The sequence below is a fragment of the Arthrobacter sp. D3-16 genome, assembly GCF_054408515.1.
This window is the reverse complement of the sequence record NZ_CP096437.1, coordinates 3,417,479-3,433,093: the sequence shown is the minus strand read 5'-3', so window position 1 is coordinate 3,433,093 and position 15,615 is coordinate 3,417,479. Positions and strand designations below refer to the sequence as shown.

Annotated in this window: 19 protein-coding genes; 10 read left to right on the top strand and 9 right to left on the bottom strand. The window is 64.5% G+C overall.

The window, feature by feature from the left end:
* The first annotated feature begins 94 nt into the window (after window positions 1-94).
* Window positions 95-709, top strand: a complete 615-nt coding sequence (locus tag M1D32_RS16015; RefSeq protein WP_458779602.1) for a PadR family transcriptional regulator — start codon at window positions 95-97, stop codon at window positions 707-709.
* Here the strand turns inward: M1D32_RS16015 and M1D32_RS16010 are convergent.
* Window positions 688-1,989 (bottom strand): ammonium transporter, encoded by a 1,302-nt coding sequence (locus M1D32_RS16010; RefSeq protein WP_458779601.1) that lies wholly within the window; start codon window positions 1,987-1,989, stop codon window positions 688-690. The two genes, M1D32_RS16015 and M1D32_RS16010, sit on opposite strands and share 22 nt — an antisense overlap.
* A gap of 447 nt (window positions 1,990-2,436) precedes the next feature.
* A complete protein-coding gene (locus M1D32_RS16005; RefSeq protein WP_458779600.1) occupies window positions 2,437-3,231 on the bottom strand; it encodes a carbon-nitrogen hydrolase family protein in 795 nt (264 codons plus the stop codon).
* A gap of 32 nt (window positions 3,232-3,263) precedes the next feature.
* Here M1D32_RS16005 and M1D32_RS16000 point away from each other — a divergent pair, with 32 nt between their 5' ends.
* Window positions 3,264-3,920 carry a GntR family transcriptional regulator gene (locus M1D32_RS16000; RefSeq protein WP_458779599.1) on the top strand — a complete coding sequence of 219 codons (657 nt, stop codon included), beginning with the start codon at window positions 3,264-3,266 and terminating at the stop codon, window positions 3,918-3,920.
* Window positions 3,921-3,992: 72 nt separating this feature from the next.
* Here the strand turns inward: M1D32_RS16000 and M1D32_RS15995 are convergent, their stop codons facing one another.
* Window positions 3,993-5,375 (bottom strand): MFS transporter, encoded by a 1,383-nt coding sequence (locus M1D32_RS15995; RefSeq protein ID WP_458779598.1) that lies wholly within the window; start codon window positions 5,373-5,375, stop codon window positions 3,993-3,995.
* Window positions 5,376-5,523: 148 nt separating this feature from the next.
* Here M1D32_RS15995 and M1D32_RS15990 point away from each other — a divergent pair, with 148 nt between their 5' ends.
* Window positions 5,524-6,210, top strand: a complete 687-nt coding sequence (locus M1D32_RS15990) for a DUF2848 domain-containing protein (protein WP_458779597.1) — start codon at window positions 5,524-5,526, stop codon at window positions 6,208-6,210.
* A gap of 28 nt (window positions 6,211-6,238) precedes the next feature.
* Here the strand turns inward: M1D32_RS15990 and M1D32_RS15985 are convergent, their stop codons facing one another.
* Window positions 6,239-6,475 (bottom strand): DUF2630 family protein, encoded by a 237-nt coding sequence (locus M1D32_RS15985; protein WP_458779596.1) that lies wholly within the window; start codon window positions 6,473-6,475, stop codon window positions 6,239-6,241.
* A gap of 56 nt (window positions 6,476-6,531) precedes the next feature.
* Here M1D32_RS15985 and M1D32_RS15980 point away from each other — a divergent pair, with 56 nt between their 5' ends.
* Window positions 6,532-6,930 carry a hypothetical protein gene (locus M1D32_RS15980; protein ID WP_458779595.1) on the top strand — a complete coding sequence of 133 codons (399 nt, stop codon included), beginning with the start codon at window positions 6,532-6,534 and terminating at the stop codon, window positions 6,928-6,930.
* A 65-nt stretch (window positions 6,931-6,995) separates the two neighbouring features.
* On the opposite strand, the gene M1D32_RS15975 is transcribed toward M1D32_RS15980, so the two are convergent.
* From M1D32_RS15975 to M1D32_RS15965, 3 genes are all read right to left on the bottom strand, one after another.
* Window positions 6,996-7,250, bottom strand: coding sequence for a DUF202 domain-containing protein (locus M1D32_RS15975; protein WP_458782213.1), 255 nt, complete (start codon window positions 7,248-7,250; stop codon window positions 6,996-6,998).
* Between the two features lie 84 nt (window positions 7,251-7,334).
* Entirely contained in the window at window positions 7,335-7,736 is a 402-nt protein-coding gene (locus M1D32_RS15970; protein ID WP_458779594.1) for a YidH family protein, read from the bottom strand.
* Window positions 7,737-7,784: 48 nt separating this feature from the next.
* Window positions 7,785-8,144, bottom strand: a complete 360-nt coding sequence (locus M1D32_RS15965; protein ID WP_458779593.1) for a YnfA family protein — start codon at window positions 8,142-8,144, stop codon at window positions 7,785-7,787.
* A gap of 54 nt (window positions 8,145-8,198) precedes the next feature.
* On the opposite strand from M1D32_RS15965, the gene M1D32_RS15960 reads away from it, so the two are divergent.
* From M1D32_RS15960 to M1D32_RS15935, 6 genes are all read left to right on the top strand, one after another.
* A complete protein-coding gene (locus tag M1D32_RS15960) occupies window positions 8,199-9,233 on the top strand; it encodes an LLM class flavin-dependent oxidoreductase (protein WP_458779592.1) in 1,035 nt (344 codons plus the stop codon).
* Between the two features lie 225 nt (window positions 9,234-9,458).
* Window positions 9,459-10,556, top strand: coding sequence for a ferredoxin reductase (locus M1D32_RS15955; RefSeq protein ID WP_458779591.1), 1,098 nt, complete (start codon window positions 9,459-9,461; stop codon window positions 10,554-10,556).
* A gap of 12 nt (window positions 10,557-10,568) precedes the next feature.
* Complete coding sequence (locus tag M1D32_RS15950; RefSeq protein ID WP_458779590.1) at window positions 10,569-11,753, top strand: fatty acid desaturase family protein; 1,185 nt, start codon at window positions 10,569-10,571, stop codon at window positions 11,751-11,753.
* A 191-nt stretch (window positions 11,754-11,944) separates the two neighbouring features.
* Complete coding sequence (locus M1D32_RS15945; protein ID WP_163166235.1) at window positions 11,945-12,142, top strand: hypothetical protein; 198 nt, start codon at window positions 11,945-11,947, stop codon at window positions 12,140-12,142.
* A gap of 91 nt (window positions 12,143-12,233) precedes the next feature.
* Complete coding sequence (locus M1D32_RS15940; protein WP_458779589.1) at window positions 12,234-13,070, top strand: alpha/beta fold hydrolase; 837 nt, start codon at window positions 12,234-12,236, stop codon at window positions 13,068-13,070.
* A 242-nt stretch (window positions 13,071-13,312) separates the two neighbouring features.
* Window positions 13,313-14,065, top strand: a complete 753-nt coding sequence (locus M1D32_RS15935) for a lytic transglycosylase domain-containing protein (RefSeq protein WP_458782212.1) — start codon at window positions 13,313-13,315, stop codon at window positions 14,063-14,065.
* Window positions 14,066-14,156: 91 nt separating this feature from the next.
* Here the strand turns inward: M1D32_RS15935 and M1D32_RS15930 are convergent, their stop codons facing one another.
* Together M1D32_RS15930 and M1D32_RS15925 are read right to left on the bottom strand one after the other, a co-directional pair.
* Window positions 14,157-14,579 (bottom strand): response regulator transcription factor, encoded by a 423-nt coding sequence (locus M1D32_RS15930; protein WP_458779588.1) that lies wholly within the window; start codon window positions 14,577-14,579, stop codon window positions 14,157-14,159.
* Between the two features lie 131 nt (window positions 14,580-14,710).
* Window positions 14,711-15,454: a GAF and ANTAR domain-containing protein gene (locus M1D32_RS15925; protein ID WP_458779587.1), complete on the bottom strand. Its 744-nt coding sequence runs from the start codon at window positions 15,452-15,454 to the stop codon at window positions 14,711-14,713.
* Window positions 15,455-15,615: the final 161 nt, after the last annotated feature.

Sequence of the window (15,615 nt, the reverse complement as noted above, 5' to 3'; positions counted from 1 at the left end):
ATTCTTTTATTGACTCAGCGATAGTTAACGACATATCGTTACCTATCGCTGAACGAGATAGCGAAGACTAACAGGACGAAAGGACGATGCCACGATGAAGGGCATTTCTCATGACGAATCTTCCGGTTACCACTCTGACCGGGGCCGGTTTGAACGCGGCCGCGGCAGGCGCGGACCGCACGGGCACCGGGGCGGCGGCTTTGGGCCCGGGTTCGGACCGGGCTTTGGATCAGGCTTTGGCCCGGGCTTTGGGCCCGGATTTGGGCGCGGCCCACGAAGGGCAAGCCGGGGTGACATCCGCTCAGCCATCCTCTCGCTCCTGGCCGAAGCGCCCTCGAATGGTTACGGACTGATCAAGGCGATTGCTGAAAAAACCGGTGGAGCCTGGCGGCCAAGCCCGGGATCCATCTATCCCACCCTGCAGCAGCTCGTGGACGAGGAGCTCATTACCGCGCTCAGCGAAGGCCGTGGAACCGAATTCACCCTCACGGATGCCGGAAGGGCCTGGGTGGCAGAGCATGCAGAGGAGATGGAAGCTGCATGGAACGCCGGGCCGGACAACCCGGACCGGGACTTCCACCAGAGCATCGGGAAGCTGATGGGCGTTATTCACCAGTTCCGTACCGGTGTCACTGAGGAGCAGCGGGCAGCAGCCATTGAGAAGCTGGACGAGACCCGCCGGGCCCTCTACAAGATCCTGGCAGACTGACCGGCAGGGGCGGGGGACTGCGCCATGGCGTGGCCCGCCGGGTTGAACCCGGCTCCCAGCTCCCCGAAGGCGTAAGCGCTCTCGGCGTGCTCGGAAAGGTCAACCCCTGCAGTCTCTGCCTCGCGGCTGACCCGGAACCCGATGGTCTTGTTAATGGCCCGGCCGATAACCAGGGTCCCGATCCCGGACAGCAGCAGCGTGATCACCACAGCCACGGACTGGGCCACGAGCTGCTGGAGGCCACCACCGTAGAAGAGTCCGCCGCCCAGCCCGTCCACCGGGAGGGCTATGAAACCGAGTGCCAGTGTTCCGATGAGTCCCGCGCCCAGGTGGACCCCCACCACATCGAGGGAATCATCCAGCCCGAACCGGTACTTGAGGTCCACGAATACGGCGCAGGCACCCCCGGCCACCAGGCCCAGGCCGATAGCGGCCACTGGGCTGATGTTGGCGCAGGACGGAGTAATGGCCACCAGCCCGGCCACCACACCTGACGCCGCCCCGAGCGAGGTGGGGTGGCCGTGCCGGATCTTTTCGGTGACCAGCCAGCTGAGCATCGCCGCCGCCGGAGTCACCAGGGTATTGACCCAGATCAGGCCGGCCTGCTCCACCGTGGTCGCTGCCCCGCCATTGAAGCCAAACCAGCCAAACCACAGGATGGCAGCACCCAGCATAATGAACGGGACGTTGTGCGGGCGGTGGTTGGGATCCTTGGCGAAACCATGGCGCTGGCCCACCATCAGGGCCAGGACCAAGGCTGCCGTTCCGGAGCTGATTTCCACCACGGCGCCGCCGGCAAAGTCGATGACCTGACCAAAAACAGCGGTGACGGCTCCCTCGGCGCTCATCAGGCCGCCGCCCCAGACCATGTAGGCGAGGGGGCAGTAGACCACTGTGACCCACACAGGAACGAACACTGCCCAGGCACCAAACTTGGCGCGGTCGGCGATGGCACCGCTGATCAGTGCCACCGTGATGATGGCGAAAGTGGCGCTGTATCCGGCCTTGATCAGGTCCGGTGAGGCCATCAGGTTCTGCAGCCCGAAGCTGGCGAACGGATTGCCGAAGAGGCCCAGCACGCCGTCGCCTGTTGTCATGGAGTAGCCCCACAGCACCCACACCACCCCAACGATCCCGGCGGAAATGAAACTCATCATGATCATGTTCAGCGCGGCCTTGGCACGCGTCATGCCACCGTAGAAGAGGCCGAGTCCGGGGGTCATCAGCAATACCATCGCGGCTGAAAACATCAGCCAGACATGTTGGGCAGTGATCTCCACCTGCGGGTCCCTTCGCGTTGCGCCTCAAAGCGGGGCGCTCTTGCCGGCCCTCGCATTTCCCCCGCTTCTCATCCTTCGCGTGGCGTGTTTCGGAAAACGTGCGTGAAAGTTGCGCTGGCGTTACAGAAAGAGCGGCTGTGTGAAGTCCCCGTGTCGTAAATATTTCAGGGGTGTAAACGGCTGCCATCGGCGGGAAGTATGAAGACGTTGCTGCTGCTGTCTTTGCCAACTGCAGGGCCGCGGGGTCAGCGGCGCAAGGTGAGAAGCCGACGTCGTGCTCCCCGCCGGCAGGTTACACGGCCGTAAACGGAGACTCACCGCACTGGGGGCCAAACTCCCCACCTATGGAAAACGACGACGGCGCGCCGCACGGGAAATGCGGCGCGCCGCCGTCGTTCGCGGGGAGAACCGGAGCGACTCGCCCGGCCATCGCCAGTTCCAGGAGGATCAGAACTGGCGGGCGTTCGCCAGCACGGGAAGCTTAGTGCGCACTTCCTCCACCAGGGAGGGGTCGATATCGACGACGGCCAGTTCCGGCTTTCCGCCCAGTGCGGCTACCGCTGAGCCCAGGGGAGTGATGACAGCACTGTGGCCGATGCCGGTGGGGGCCGTTCCCGCCGGTCCCGCGCCAATGGTTTCGGGGTCGCCCTGGCCGCAGGCCACCACGAAGGTGGTGCTGTCCAGTGCGCGTGCCCGCACCAGCAGGTCCCACTGCTCCGCCTTGCCTTCCCCGGCGCCCCACGAGGCGCAGACGATGTTGACCTGCGCACCGGCGCGGGCATTTGCCGTGAAGAGGGCGGGGAAGCGGACGTCGTAGCACGTGGCCAGGCCGAACACCGTGCCGTTGATCTCGAAGGTCACGGGATCGGTTCCCGGGTCCACGGTCCTGGACTCCTGGAAGCCGAAAGCGTCGAAGAGGTGCACCTTGTCATAGGACGTGTCCACGCCCGGGCCGGTGACCAGCAGCGTGTTGCGGACCCTGCCGTCCTTCCCGGGGGTGAACATTCCCGCGACGATCGCAATGTCCAGTTCCTTGGACAGCGCACGGACCTTTTCAGCCCACGGCCCGCTCAAGGGCTCAGCGATGTCCGTCAGTGAGTTCCCGAACGCGCGCATGGCAGCTTCGGGGAACACCACCAGCTCCGCTCCGGCGGCCTTGGCCTGGGTGGCATAATCCCGGATCAATTCCAGGTTGGCGGCAGGGTCCGCACCGCTGATGATTTGGGCGACTGCTAGGCGCATGGAAAAGCTCCAATCTGTTGTATACATAATGTATGGGAAAAACGGCGGGTACGGCTGCGTCCGGACGGGAAAAGGCGTATGTCCACCTGCGTGAAAACGTCCTGATCGACCCCGAACTCCAGGGCCGCTTCCTCAATGAACAGGAACTTGCCGCCGACATCGGGGTCTCCCGCACTCCGGTCCGTGAGGCGCTGCTGCTCCTGGTTTCCGATGGGCTGGTGGAACTGATTCCGCAACGCGGGGCGTACGTTCCGCCCGTCACTGGCCGCGAAATCTCCGAACTGATGGAACTGCGCGGCGTCCTCGAGAGCCATGCAGCCCGGCTGGTGATCGCCGAGAACCGGGTGCCTGCCGCGCTGATGCAGGAGACCCTGGACCTCCAGGCCCGGATCCCGGACACCAGCGAGCCCGATGATGCCCGCGAGTTTATCCGCCTGGACACGCTCTTCCATCAGCAGCTCATCGATGCCGCCGGCAACGAACTCATCTCGCGGACGTACAGCAAACTCCACGTCCGGCAGATCCTGGTGGGGGTTGCCGCCCTGTTCCGGACGGGCGGCCGGCGCCAGGACGTGTGCGCCGAACATCAGGGGATCCTCGACGCATTGGTGTCCGGAGATGTGGACCAGGCGCAGAAGGCGATCGACGAGCATCTGGCTGTCACGCGGGATATCCTGCTCCGGACCTGACGCAGCTTTGTCCACGTGACGCGGGCGGCAAGGCCTTGTGAACACGTCACGTGGACAAAACTTTTCCGTCGGTCAGCGGGATTCGCCCACGCCCGATGCCCGCGTTGCGTCACTGGCTCCTTCCAGGAGGAGACGGTAGTCCTGGTCCTCCACAGTGTCGTTGTCGCGGCCCATGGCGAGCCCCACCACAGTCACGATGGCGGCAACGGCCACGTAGATGGCCACCGGAACCCAGGTGCCGAACTGTGAGAGCAGCACCGTAAACATCAGCGGGGCGATGGCGCCGCCGATCACGCCGGCGAACGTGTAGGCAAGGGAACTTCCGGTGGAACGAAGCCGGGGGGAGAACTGCTCCACAATGAAGGCTGCCTGCGGGCCGTACATAAAGGAGTGCGCCATGAGGCCCAGGACAATCCCGATGATCAGCATCGGCTGGTTGTTGCCGCCGAGAATGGCGAAGAAGATGAACGTCCAGAGGGCGCCGGCCACCGCACCCACTCCATAGACCAGGCGGCGGTTGAACCTGTCGGATACGGCGCCGGCCAGCGGGATCATAAAGAGCTGGAAGGCGGAGCCGATCAGGACTGCGGTGAGTACTTGGTTGCGCTCGTAGCCCAGGGACTGGATGCCGTAGGTGAGTGTGAACACTGTGAACAGTGCGTACAGCACGTCAGGTCCCACACGGGAGAGGATGGCGGCGATCAGTGGGCGCAGTTCATGGCTGAATACCTCGCGGATGGGGGCATGGGGCTGTTCGCCATGGGCCGCGATCGCCTTGAAGACAGGAGTGTCTTCCAGCCGGAGGCGGATCCACAGGCCGAATGCGACCAGCAGCGCCGACACAAGGAAGGCGATACGCCAGCCGAAGCTGAGGAACTGTTCCTCCGTAAGCATCAGGGTCAGGACTGCCAGCGCGCCGTTGGCGAGGAGGTTGCCGGCGGGCGGCCCCACCTGTGCGGCCGAGGCCCAGAAACCCCGGCGGTGCGGATCACCGTACTCGCTGGAAAGCAGGACGGCGCCGCCCCACTCGCCACCAACGCCCACGCCCTGCGCGAACCGCAGGAGCACCAGGATGATGGGGGCCGTTATGCCTATGGCGTCGTATCCGGGCAGGACGCCGATCAGCACCGTGGCCACGCCAATGATCATCAAGGTGGTCACCAGCACCTTCTTGCGGCCGATGCGGTCGCCCAGGCGGCCGAAGATGATCCCGCCGACCGGGCGGGAAACGTAGCCCACCGCGTAGGTGGAGAAGGCAAGGATGGTGCCCGTTAGGGGATCGGAGGCCGGGAAAAAGACGATGGGAAAGACGACGGCGGCGGCCGCTGAGTAGACGGCGAAGTCGTACCACTCAAGGGCCGTCCCGGTGAGGCTGGCGGCAAAGGCCTTGTAGAGGCCTTTGGGATGGATCGGCGGGTGCGGCGCGGCACCGGCCGGAACGGGAGAGTTGCTCATTGTGTCCTCCACGGGAGTGTCCAAAAGTGATGCCTGTCACGCTGGCCTATAATGTATACATTACGCATACTGGATGTACATTGGCGACCTTTTCGGGTTTCCGATTTGTTAATTTTTCGTTAAGCGCACGAATAGGACGGATCCCACCATGACGGTTCTCAGCTTTGAACTTCCCGACGGCAGCATAGAGGATGTGGAGGTAACGCACCTCCTGAACGCCGGCTACGCGGGCCGCGAGCAGGATGAAGTGCAGGCGCACATTGCCGAACTGGCGGAGCTTGGTGTTCCGGGACCCACCACCACCCCTGCCCTCTACCCGGTGTCGCCTTACCTCGCGCAGCAGGTGTCCGAAGTGTGCGTGCAGCACGGACGCACGTCCGGGGAAGCCGAATGGGCGATGGTGATAACCGACGACGGCGTCCTGCTGACGGCAGCCTGCGACCACACGGACCGGGAGCTTGAGGTCCATGGCGTGGCCTGGAGCAAGAATGCGAGCCCGGACGTCCTGGGCCGCAAGGCATGGCGGCTTGACGATGTGCGTGACCACTTGGACAAAATCACGCTGAAGGGCTGGGTGGGGGAGGGGGAGACCCCGGACACCCTTATTCAGGACAGCACGCTGGAGGCGCTGCTGACCCCTGATTACTGGCTGGAGGTCCTGGCCGAGCGCGGCCTGAACAAGCCCGGGACCGTGCTCATCTCCGGCACTGTGGCCATGATCGGCGGCGTGAACCAGTTCGCCCGCAGCTGGAAAGTGGAAATGGCCGACCCCGTCACCGGGCTGTCCGTGGAAGCCCAGTACGTGGTGGAGCAGATGCCGGAACCCATCGGCTGAAAACCCAGCCCGGCTGCGAAGTGGAGGGCTACTGCTTGTAGCCCTCTACTTCGCTGACGGGACGGGCTTCGGCTTCGTTGGGGTTTTCGCCTGACTCCGCTTTGGCCCTGCGCTGGCGCAGCAGGTCCCAGCACTGGTCAAGGCTTTCCTCCACCTGCCTCAGCCTGGTCCGGTCCGGCGCCTGGCCGTCTCCGGATCCCTCGCGGAGTGTGTGCTCCTCCTCCACCAGGGCCTGGATGCGGGCCAAAAGATCCTCGTTGTTCATGTCTACCCCTTTCGCCGGAAACGATTCCCTTAGGCTACGCCTGTAACATCAGAATCATGCCCACTGTGCTTGATATGGCAGGTCCAATCCTGGAAATGCTCACTTGGTTGTGCCTGCCCGCCGGGCTGGGATTGCTCTTCTACACCGGCTTCCTGCGCCGCTTCGTGCATCCGTGGGCAGTGGCCGAAGCCGTGGTGTATTCGGACAGCAGCGGCGTGGGTTTCCGCTGGTTCGACCGGAAGTACCAGGTGCACCATGCGCCGATGTCGCCGTACGACATCAGGGACCTTGCCGTCGGCGATACCCTTCCCATCTACTACCACCCCAAGCGGCCAACCCAGTGGCAGATGGCGGCTCCGGAAGAGGCTGGAAAAACGGCAGCGGTGCTGGGCCGCTGCCTCACCGGCATCGGCGCCGTGGCGCTGCTCGCGGGTTTTGTCCTGCCGATGTTCTAGGGCGGGATCACCGGCGCCCGTTCAGCCGGCGCACCTTAGACGGGGCCCGTTCAGCCGGGGTGCGCTCAGCCGGCGAGGACGACGCCGATGCCGAGGCCGCCCAGCGCTACCCCCGCACAAGCCGTCCAGAGCACAGCGGTGATGTCGGCGTCGACGTTTTCCTTTGCAATGCCGCGGGAACTGGCGCCGTAGCGGCGGCGCTGCGTTAAGTAGATCGCTGCAGCCGCCCCGGCCGCGACGGCGAACAGCAACAGGATGGGCAGCCCATGGGCAGGAAGCCAGCGCAGGAAGATCGCGCTGACTGTCACCAGCGCCATCATCGTCCTGCCCCAGGCGAGTGTGGTGCGCTCAGGCTGGAGGCCGGGATCGCCGTGGTTGCCGGCGGGGTGTGTGGCCGTCACTGGTCAGCGCCAGAGAATGAAGACCAGCACGACGGCGGCCGCCAGCGCCCCCGCCCCGGCAAGCAGCGGGACAATCAGAGGCAGCGGCAGCGGGGCCTTGTTCCGCATGCTTCGTTCCACCCGCAGCCACCGCACCGCGGCGCCCGCGCTCAGCAGCATGCCCAGCAGGAGCAGAACCACCGCCAGTCCTTTTCGGACGGGCTCCAGGAAAAGGTCGGCAGTGAAAGCCTCGATGGCAATGCCGCCGGCCAGGAGCGCCAGGGATGTACGGATCCAGGCAAGGAAGGTGCGTTCGTTCGCCAGGGTGAACCGCGGGTCCGGTTCCTCACCGCCGGGCAGCAGCCGCTCCGCAATTTTCCCGCGCGGCGGGGTGCTGGCGCTGCCGGGCTGCTCGCTGTTGGTCACGCTGCCAGTTTAGCCAGCGGCGTTGCCCTGGCCGCGGGAGTGCTGGAATCAGCCTGCGTTCCGGGGCGCGAACATAATCACCGCAACCCCCACCAGGCAGATGAAGGATCCGGCCACGTCCCAGCGGTCGGGGCGGAAGCCGTCGAAGATCATGCCCCAGGCCAGCGAGCCGGCCACGAACACCCCGCCGTAAGCTGCCAGAATCCGGCCGAAGTGGGCGTCCGGCTGAAGCGTTGCCACAAAACCGTAGAGGCCCAGGGCTATCACGCCCAGACCGGCCCACCACCAGTCCTTGCCTTCGCGGACCGACTGCCATACCAGCCAGGCGCCGCCGATTTCCGCGGCCGCTGCGATGGTGAACAGCACAACTGTTTTGGCGATGGTCGCAGCTTCTTCAGAAATGTCCACCCGGCCATCATGCCAGCCGGGAATGCCTGCCGCCCCGCTGCAGTTGGGGCAGGTATGGAGCGTATCGGATTCCTTTCATTCGGTCATTGGGGCCCCGGCCACGGTTCCCGCACCAGGACCGCGGGGGACGCCCTCCTGCAGGCCATTGACCTTGCAGTCGCTGCCGAGGAGCTGGGGGTCAACGGGGCATTCTTCCGGGTCCACCATTTCGCCCGGCAACAGGCCTCGCCGTTTCCCCTGTTGTCTGCCATTGGCGCACGGACGAGCCGGATCGAAATTGGGACCGGCGTGATCGACATGCGGTACGAGAGTCCCTTGTATTTGGCAGAGGAAGCCGCCGCGGCCGATCTCATCAGCGGCGGCCGGCTCCAGCTGGGGATCAGCCGCGGTTCTCCGGAGCCGGCCCGGGAAGGTGCGGCTGCGTTCGGCTACCGACCGCAGCCAGGCGAGACTGACGCGGACATGGCGCGCCGCCATACAGCCCTGTTCCGGAAGGCCATCAGCGGTGCCGGAGTGGCGGAAGCGGACCCCCGTTATGCCGGCGGTGCCACCGGGCTGCTGCCCGTCCAGCCGCAGTCGCCAGGCCTGGCCGAGCGCATCTGGTGGGGAGCCGGCAGCAGGAAGACAGCCGTCTGGGCCGCGGAACTGGGCATGAACCTGATGAGTTCCACCCTGCTGACAGAGGACACCGGAGTACCCTTCCACGAACTCCAGGCGGAGCAGATCCAGTTGTTCCGGGACGCCTGGGCCGCAGCCGGACACCAGCACACACCCCGTATCTCGGTCAGCCGCAGCGTGCTTCCCATCGTGGACGAGGAGGACAGCCGCTATTTTGCGGGCAGTGCCCTGCGCGACAGCCGGGACCAGGTGGGCGTCATCGACGGTCTCACCGCTCGGTTCGGGAAAAGCTACGTGGGCGAACCGGACTTCCTCGCCCAAGAACTCGCTGCGGACACAGCTGTACAGGCTGCCGACACCCTGCTGCTCACCGTCCCGAACCAGCTCGGCGTCGATTTCAATGCCAAGCTCCTGGGAAACGTCACGCGGTATATCGCGCCGGCACTGGGATGGCAACGGGCGTCCTTCTGACCAGCCGTAATGTCTCCCGGTCATAAAGGAAAATTCTCGGCGGAAGCAGCAACCTGACGATACACTAAGCATGCTTACTGAAATACGGGGAACGTTCTGCAGGCCGCAGCCGTTACTCTTAGAGTGCGGCTTTGGGGGCTTAGCGCCCTTACTACAGCGTGACTGCGGAACGGTCATATGACGGAGAGAGAGAAATATGGCCCGCGCCCTTTTAGGCTTTAACCCATGATCCGGCTACGTCAGCTGGCCCAGGCGGCCACCGTGCTCACAACCCCCTTGTCGCCGGAGGACATCCTCGCGTTGTTCAACCCGGTCTATTCGGCACGTCAGCTTCGTGGCGTGGTTACCCGCGTAGTCCAGGAGACGGCACAGTCTGCAACGATTTTCTTCCGGCCCGGCCGCGGCTGGCACTCTCACCTGGCCGGTCAATGGGCGCGGATCGGCGTCGAGCTCGACGGCGTCCGCCACTGGCGGTCCTACTCCCTGAGCGCCCCGGCCGGGAAGGATCCCGCCATCACTGTCACCGACGTCGGTGCAGTTTCCGGAACCCTCGTACGCACTACCAAGCCAGGCGACGTCCTGTTCCTGGCTCCTCCGCAGGGCGACTTCGTGCTCCCTGAGCACCCCAGGCCCCTGCTGATGGTGACTGCGGGCAGCGGGATCACTCCGGTGATGTCCATGATCCGCACCCTTGTTCCGCGGCGTCCCGATGCCGACGTCGTGCTGGTCCACTCAGCGCGCACGCCCGGCGACAGCCTCTTCCGCGAGGAACTTGCCGAGCTCGCCGATCAATTTCCCAATTTCCGCCTCGCACACTGGTTTACAGGCGAGCAAGGCCGAATGGACCTCACCAACACGAAGCAGCTGGACGAAATCTGCCCCGACTGGAAGGAACGTTCAGCCTACGCCTGCGGCCCGGACAGTTTCCTGGACGACGCCGAGGCGTTATGGAAGCGTGCGGCGCTCACCACTGCTGCGCCAGGCTCAGATGTGGCAGTGGCGGGCGGTGCCGGCAACCTGATGATCGAGCGGTTCAACACAACGTTCGACGCCGGGGTAGGGCACGACGGCGGCCTGGTCACCTTTGAGGCCTCCGACCGGGAGGTGCAAGCCGACGGCGACACCCCCATTCTGGACGTCGGTGAGGACGCCGGGGTGCTAATGCCCAGCGGTTGCCGGATGGGCATCTGCCACAGCTGCCTGACCCCACTCCTGTCGGGCCAGGTCCGCGACCTCCGAACCGGGGAAGTCCACGGCGAACCCGGCCAATTGATCCAAACGTGTGTCTCGGCAGCCGCCGGACCCGTCAACCTCGAAATCTGAGGAGCACCAGGTATGACTGTAATTTCACCGAACAAAACCACCCCCGCCGAAGGCACTGCAACCGGAGGGTCAAGGACGCGCCCCGGAAAGCTCGCCGAGTCCGGCAGCCCCACGGTTCGCCCGCCCGCTGCAGCGCACCTTTCTGACGAGCAGGTAGCGGAACTTGGCCGCGAGCTGGACGCGATTCGCGATGAGATCCTGGCCAAGCGCGGCGCAGCGGATGCTGCCTACATCCGCCGTGTGATCAAGATCCAGCGCGGCCTGGAGATCTCCGGCCGTGCTGCACTGCTGGTCAGCAAGAACAAGGCCGCCTGGGTCACCGGAACCACACTGCTCAGCTTGGCCAAAATCCTGGAAAACATGGAGATCGGACACAACGTCCTGCATGGCCAGTGGGACTGGATGCGGGACCCGGACATCCACTCCACCACCTGGGAGTGGGACTTCGTTACCCCGTCCCGTTCCTGGCAGCACACCCACAACGACCTGCACCACCGCTGGACCAACGTGGTGGGCAAGGACAACGACGTCGGATACAACCTCCTGCGCATGGACGAACAGCAGCCGTGGAAGCCCGTCAACCTGGCCAACCCGCTGTTCAACGCCATTCTGGCGCCCCTCTTCGAATGGGGCATCGCCATTTACGACCTTGAGCTCACGGAGTTCAAGGAAGGCACGAAGTCCAAAGAGGCGCTGCTCAAGGACCTGAAGGCCCTCGGCAAAAAGGTTGTCACCCAGTTCACCAAGGACTACGCCGCAACCCCCGCCGTGGCCATGCTCACGGGCTCCGGCAAGCAGGCGCTCTACGGAACTTTGACCGCCAACGCTGTCCGCAACGTCTGGGCCCACGCTGTTATCTTCTGCGGCCACTTCCCCGAAGGCACAGACACCTTCACCGAGGAAATGGCCGAAGGCGAAACCCGCGGCGACTGGTACATCCGCCAGATGATCGGCTCCGCCAACATCTCCGGGTCAAAGTTCATGCACATCATGACCGGAAACCTGTCGCACCAGATCGAACACCACCTCTTCCCGGACCTGCCGTCCAACCGGTACGCCGAGGTGGCGCCCAAGGTCCGCGAGATCTGCCAGCGCTACGGCCTGAAGTACACCACGGGGCCGCTGCTGAAGCAGGTTGGATCCACCTGGGGCAAGATCTTCAAGCTGGCTCTTCCGGGCAAGGCTGCCAGCGCCTGATCCAGGCACCGCCTGTTCAACGCACTGAAGGCACCTCCGGCACCGGGATCTATCCGGCGCCGGAGGTGCCTTTGTGTGTCCGCCCCCAGACGCTCTCTCACCTAATGCGGGTTTTCTCCAATCGCTCTCTCACTTTTGGCGGCGGACGCCGCATAATTGAACCCACAGCCGCCACGGCCTATGGAGGAATCATGCGGATTCTCGGAGCTCTTGTTGTCATCTGGCTGATCATCGGCGGTGTGGCCGCCTGGCAGCGCGGCTACTTCGGCTCCGCGCCCGGGAACTGCGCGCAAGCAGGGACGATAGCGATCACCATCGTCGCCGGCCCGCTGAACTATATGGGTGCCAATCCCCAGATATCGTGCGAGCTTCCGCAGCCCTCGCAGTAGCTTGGAGTACGGCGGACCACCCTAGAGTAGGAACTGCGCGGGCAACATCTCCCACCCGCATCGATCCCACAGTCTCGAAAGGACCGCCGCGATGGCTTTCATCACCGTTGGAACTGAAAACAGCACTGACATCGAGCTTTACTACGAGGACCATGGCTCGGGCCAGCCGGTCGTGCTGATCCACGGCTATCCCCTGGACGGCGCCTCCTGGGAGAAACAGACCACCGCCCTGCTGGGTGCCGGCTACCGCGTCATCACGTACGACCGCCGCGGCTTCGGGAAGTCGAGCAAGACCACAGAGGGCTATGACTACGACACCTTTGCTGCCGATCTCAACACCATTCTGACCACTCTGGACCTCAACAACGCGGTGCTGGTCGGCTTCTCCATGGGTACCGGCGAGGTGGCCCGCTACCTGAGCACCTACGGCTCCGCGCGGGTGGCGAGGGCCGCGTTCCTCGGATCCCTCGAACCTTTCCTGTTGAAGACCGACGACAATCCGGACGGTGTCCCGCAGGAGGTCTTCGCCGGGTTGAATCAGGCTGTCACGGCAGACCGGTACGCGTTCTTCACCGAATTTTTCAAGAACTTCTATAACACCGACACGTTCCTTGGCATGCCCCGACTCAGCCAGGAGGCAGTCACCGCCAGCTGGAACACGGCCTCCAGCGCAGGGGCAACTGCATCTGTTGCAGCGCAGCCAACCTGGCTTACAGACTTCCGGGAGGACATCCCCAAGATTGACGTTCCCGCGCTGATCCTCCACGGCACCGCGGACAACATCCTTCCCATCGACTCCACTGGACGGCTGTTCGCCAAGGCCTTGCCCAGCGCGGAGTACGTGGAGATCGAGGGCGCCCCGCACGGCTTGCTCTTGACCCATGCAGCGGAGGTCAATGAAGCGCTGCTGCGCTTCCTCGCCCAGTAGCCGCCTCACGCCGGAATCTTCGGCGACGGCGGGAAGCCGCCGTCGCCGAAGGTTCCGGGCGTCCCCACATTCGTGCGGGAGGTGATGGGGCGTTGTGAGCTACCGGCGGGTTCTGCCACCACCGCCGCCGGGCCCAAGGCATTGACCTGCTGTTTTCCTGCAGTACCGGCGCAACAGGCAGTTGGCGTCTCCGGGCGGCGTTGATCGATAGGATCAAACGCGTGACTTACTCCCGCGACACCGTGCTGCGCCTCAGGCGTCTTATGGTCTTCACCGTATTCGCGGTTTGCGTCACCACAGCGTTGTCATTCTGGGCACTGCAGCAGTCCGGCGCGGATGCCCGTGTGGCGCTCGAGCCGCCGCCGCGGTCGGAGGTGAAACTCGAAGCGCTTCCCACCGGCATCACGCCGGCCGTGAACATCACCCGGAACGCGGATGCCGGCTGGCTGGCTCATGCCGCCGCGCAGACCCGCATTCCCGAGCGGGCGCTCCGGGCCTACGTGGCCGCGGCGGGCGCGGCCAACCAGTCCTCTCCAGGCTGCGGGATTGGCTGGAATACGGTGGCGGCGGTGGGCTTTGTCGAATCCCACCACGGGGCGTACGGCGGCGGAAGCCTGGACTCCGCAGGGCAGGCCAGCGGACCCATTGTTGGCCCGAGCCTGGACGGAAACGGGTTTGCCGCCATCGCTGACACGGATGCCGGAGCCCTCGACGGCGACGCTCGCTGGGACCGTGCCGTGGGGCCCATGCAGTTCATTCCCTCAACGTGGGAGTTTGCGGGGCGGGACGGCAACGGCGACGGGACAGCAGATCCCTTCAATATCGACGACGCTGCGCTCACTGCCGCCAGCTATCTCTGTGCCCACGGCCGTGATCTCACCACCGCGCGCGGATGGACTGACGCCATCTACTCCTACAATCAGTCGGATACCTATCTGGTCCAGGTACGTGACCAGGCCACCGCATACGCCGGGACGACGGCCGCCATCGGATAGGAAACCGCGGCTCTCATGGCGCGCGCCGGAAGCGGCTGCCTTCACGGGTTTGGTCTGCTGAGGAGTCCTGCCCCATTTCGGGGCAGGAAAGCTAGCGGAGGGATTTGCCGGATGTGTGCGGCGCCCGTGAAAGGGGTTCCGGTGCGTGAGAGGCAGGGCAGAGCTGTTCCGCCACGTCCTGGAGCTCCTTCGGGTGAAAGGGCTTGGTGAGGTAAGCGGCGGCGCCGGATGCCATGCCGGCAAGCACGTCGTCGTTCTCGGACCTGGCGGTGAGGAACAGCAGGGGAGCCTTGCTCAGCGCGCGGATGGCGCGGGCCACCACATGCCCGTCCATATCCGGCAAGCCGAGGTCAAGGGTTACCAGAGCGACGGCGGGATCCGCGGCTGCCGCGATGCCCTCGGCTCCCGTGGCGACGGCCCTCATCTGGAATCCGGCACGCGCCAGGACCATTGTGATCAGTCCACGAATATCGTCGTTGTCTTCAACGACGAGGCAGACACGCTTCGTTTCCATTGGAGCCCCCCGGCACAAGTTGCCTCAGTCTACCGCCGCCGGCCCGGTTGCCATGAAACAACGCCGGGCAAGGCAGCCATGCCGACGACGACGCGCCCCAGCGCTGGCAAAGCGAGCCTGACACCGGGCTGCTATCCGTCGTAGTGGGTGTGTGCCGGCCCCTGGCCCAGGGCGTTGACTACTGCCGTGGCAACGTCATGCAGTTTTGAGTTGCGGGTGCTCGACGCCGTCTTCAGGATCTCGAAGGCGTCGTGCTGGCTGCAGCGGTTCTGGGCCATGATGATGCCCACCGCCATATCGATCACTGTCCGCGATTCCAGGGTGGCGCGCAAATTTGCCGCTGTCTCGCTGTAATGCGCAAAACGGACGGCAAGCCGGAGCGCGAGGGACGTCTGGCTGACGAAGTCCTCGGCGAATTCGAGCACCCGTTCTTCAAACCGGTTGGGGCGGCCTGAGTACAGCAACAAAGCCGCCTTGGTGCCGCCTTCGAGCTGGAAGGGCAGCGCAAGAACGGAACGGACGCCCTCGCCCAGCAGGGCCGCGGAGTATTCGGGCCACTGCCCGTCCTCGCGGATGTCCGGAACATGGACGGTCTCCTGTGTGGTGGAGGCAATCATGCTCGGCGTTTGGTTGAACTGGTACTCAAGCCGTGCCACGGCCTCGGCGGCCGGGCTGCTGCTGGCCACCATGGCGGCTTTCCGTGCCCGCAGCAGGGTGATGGCGCACAGGATCTCGTCGCCGGGCTCGGAAAGATTGCGGGCGGACACCTGCGCCAGTTCGTTAAGGAAGTCCTCAACATCGGAGCTGTTGAGGACAAGTTCATGCAGGTGGTCAGTAATGGATGTATCAGTTTTTGCGGTTGACTCGCTGGCCACGGTTTCTTGGTGCCATTCGCTCAGGTCAAAACGAGCCGGCAACATGCTCCGTCCACCCGAAGGGCAGAAGGCGGCAATGCTCGCTGGATCGACGAACTTTCCAACGGCCTGCTGCTAAACCGATACCGAAAAGTATATACACCCCCAGGACGCGGGAAACG

Excerpts from the sequence above, each read along its gene's own strand:
- M1D32_RS16015 (WP_458779602.1), top strand. The coding sequence starts at position 95 with ATGAAGGGCATTTCTCATGACGAATCTTCCGGTTACCACTCTGACCGG.
- M1D32_RS16005 (WP_458779600.1), bottom strand. The coding sequence starts at position 3,231 with ATGCGCCTAGCAGTCGCCCAAATCATCAGCGGTGCGGACCCTGCCGCC.
- M1D32_RS16000 (WP_458779599.1), top strand. The coding sequence starts at position 3,264 with ATGGGAAAAACGGCGGGTACGGCTGCGTCCGGACGGGAAAAGGCGTAT.
- M1D32_RS15995 (WP_458779598.1), bottom strand. The coding sequence starts at position 5,375 with ATGAGCAACTCTCCCGTTCCGGCCGGTGCCGCGCCGCACCCGCCGATC.
- M1D32_RS15990 (WP_458779597.1), top strand. The coding sequence starts at position 5,524 with ATGACGGTTCTCAGCTTTGAACTTCCCGACGGCAGCATAGAGGATGTG.
- M1D32_RS15985 (WP_458779596.1), bottom strand. The coding sequence starts at position 6,475 with ATGAACAACGAGGATCTTTTGGCCCGCATCCAGGCCCTGGTGGAGGAG.
- M1D32_RS15980 (WP_458779595.1), top strand. The coding sequence starts at position 6,532 with ATGCCCACTGTGCTTGATATGGCAGGTCCAATCCTGGAAATGCTCACT.
- M1D32_RS15975 (WP_458782213.1), bottom strand. The coding sequence starts at position 7,250 with ATGATGGCGCTGGTGACAGTCAGCGCGATCTTCCTGCGCTGGCTTCCT.
- M1D32_RS15960 (WP_458779592.1), top strand. The coding sequence starts at position 8,199 with ATGGAGCGTATCGGATTCCTTTCATTCGGTCATTGGGGCCCCGGCCAC.
- M1D32_RS15955 (WP_458779591.1), top strand. The coding sequence starts at position 9,459 with ATGATCCGGCTACGTCAGCTGGCCCAGGCGGCCACCGTGCTCACAACC.
- M1D32_RS15950 (WP_458779590.1), top strand. The coding sequence starts at position 10,569 with ATGACTGTAATTTCACCGAACAAAACCACCCCCGCCGAAGGCACTGCA.
- M1D32_RS15945 (WP_163166235.1), top strand. The coding sequence starts at position 11,945 with ATGCGGATTCTCGGAGCTCTTGTTGTCATCTGGCTGATCATCGGCGGT.
- M1D32_RS15940 (WP_458779589.1), top strand. The coding sequence starts at position 12,234 with ATGGCTTTCATCACCGTTGGAACTGAAAACAGCACTGACATCGAGCTT.
- M1D32_RS15930 (WP_458779588.1), bottom strand. The coding sequence starts at position 14,579 with ATGGAAACGAAGCGTGTCTGCCTCGTCGTTGAAGACAACGACGATATT.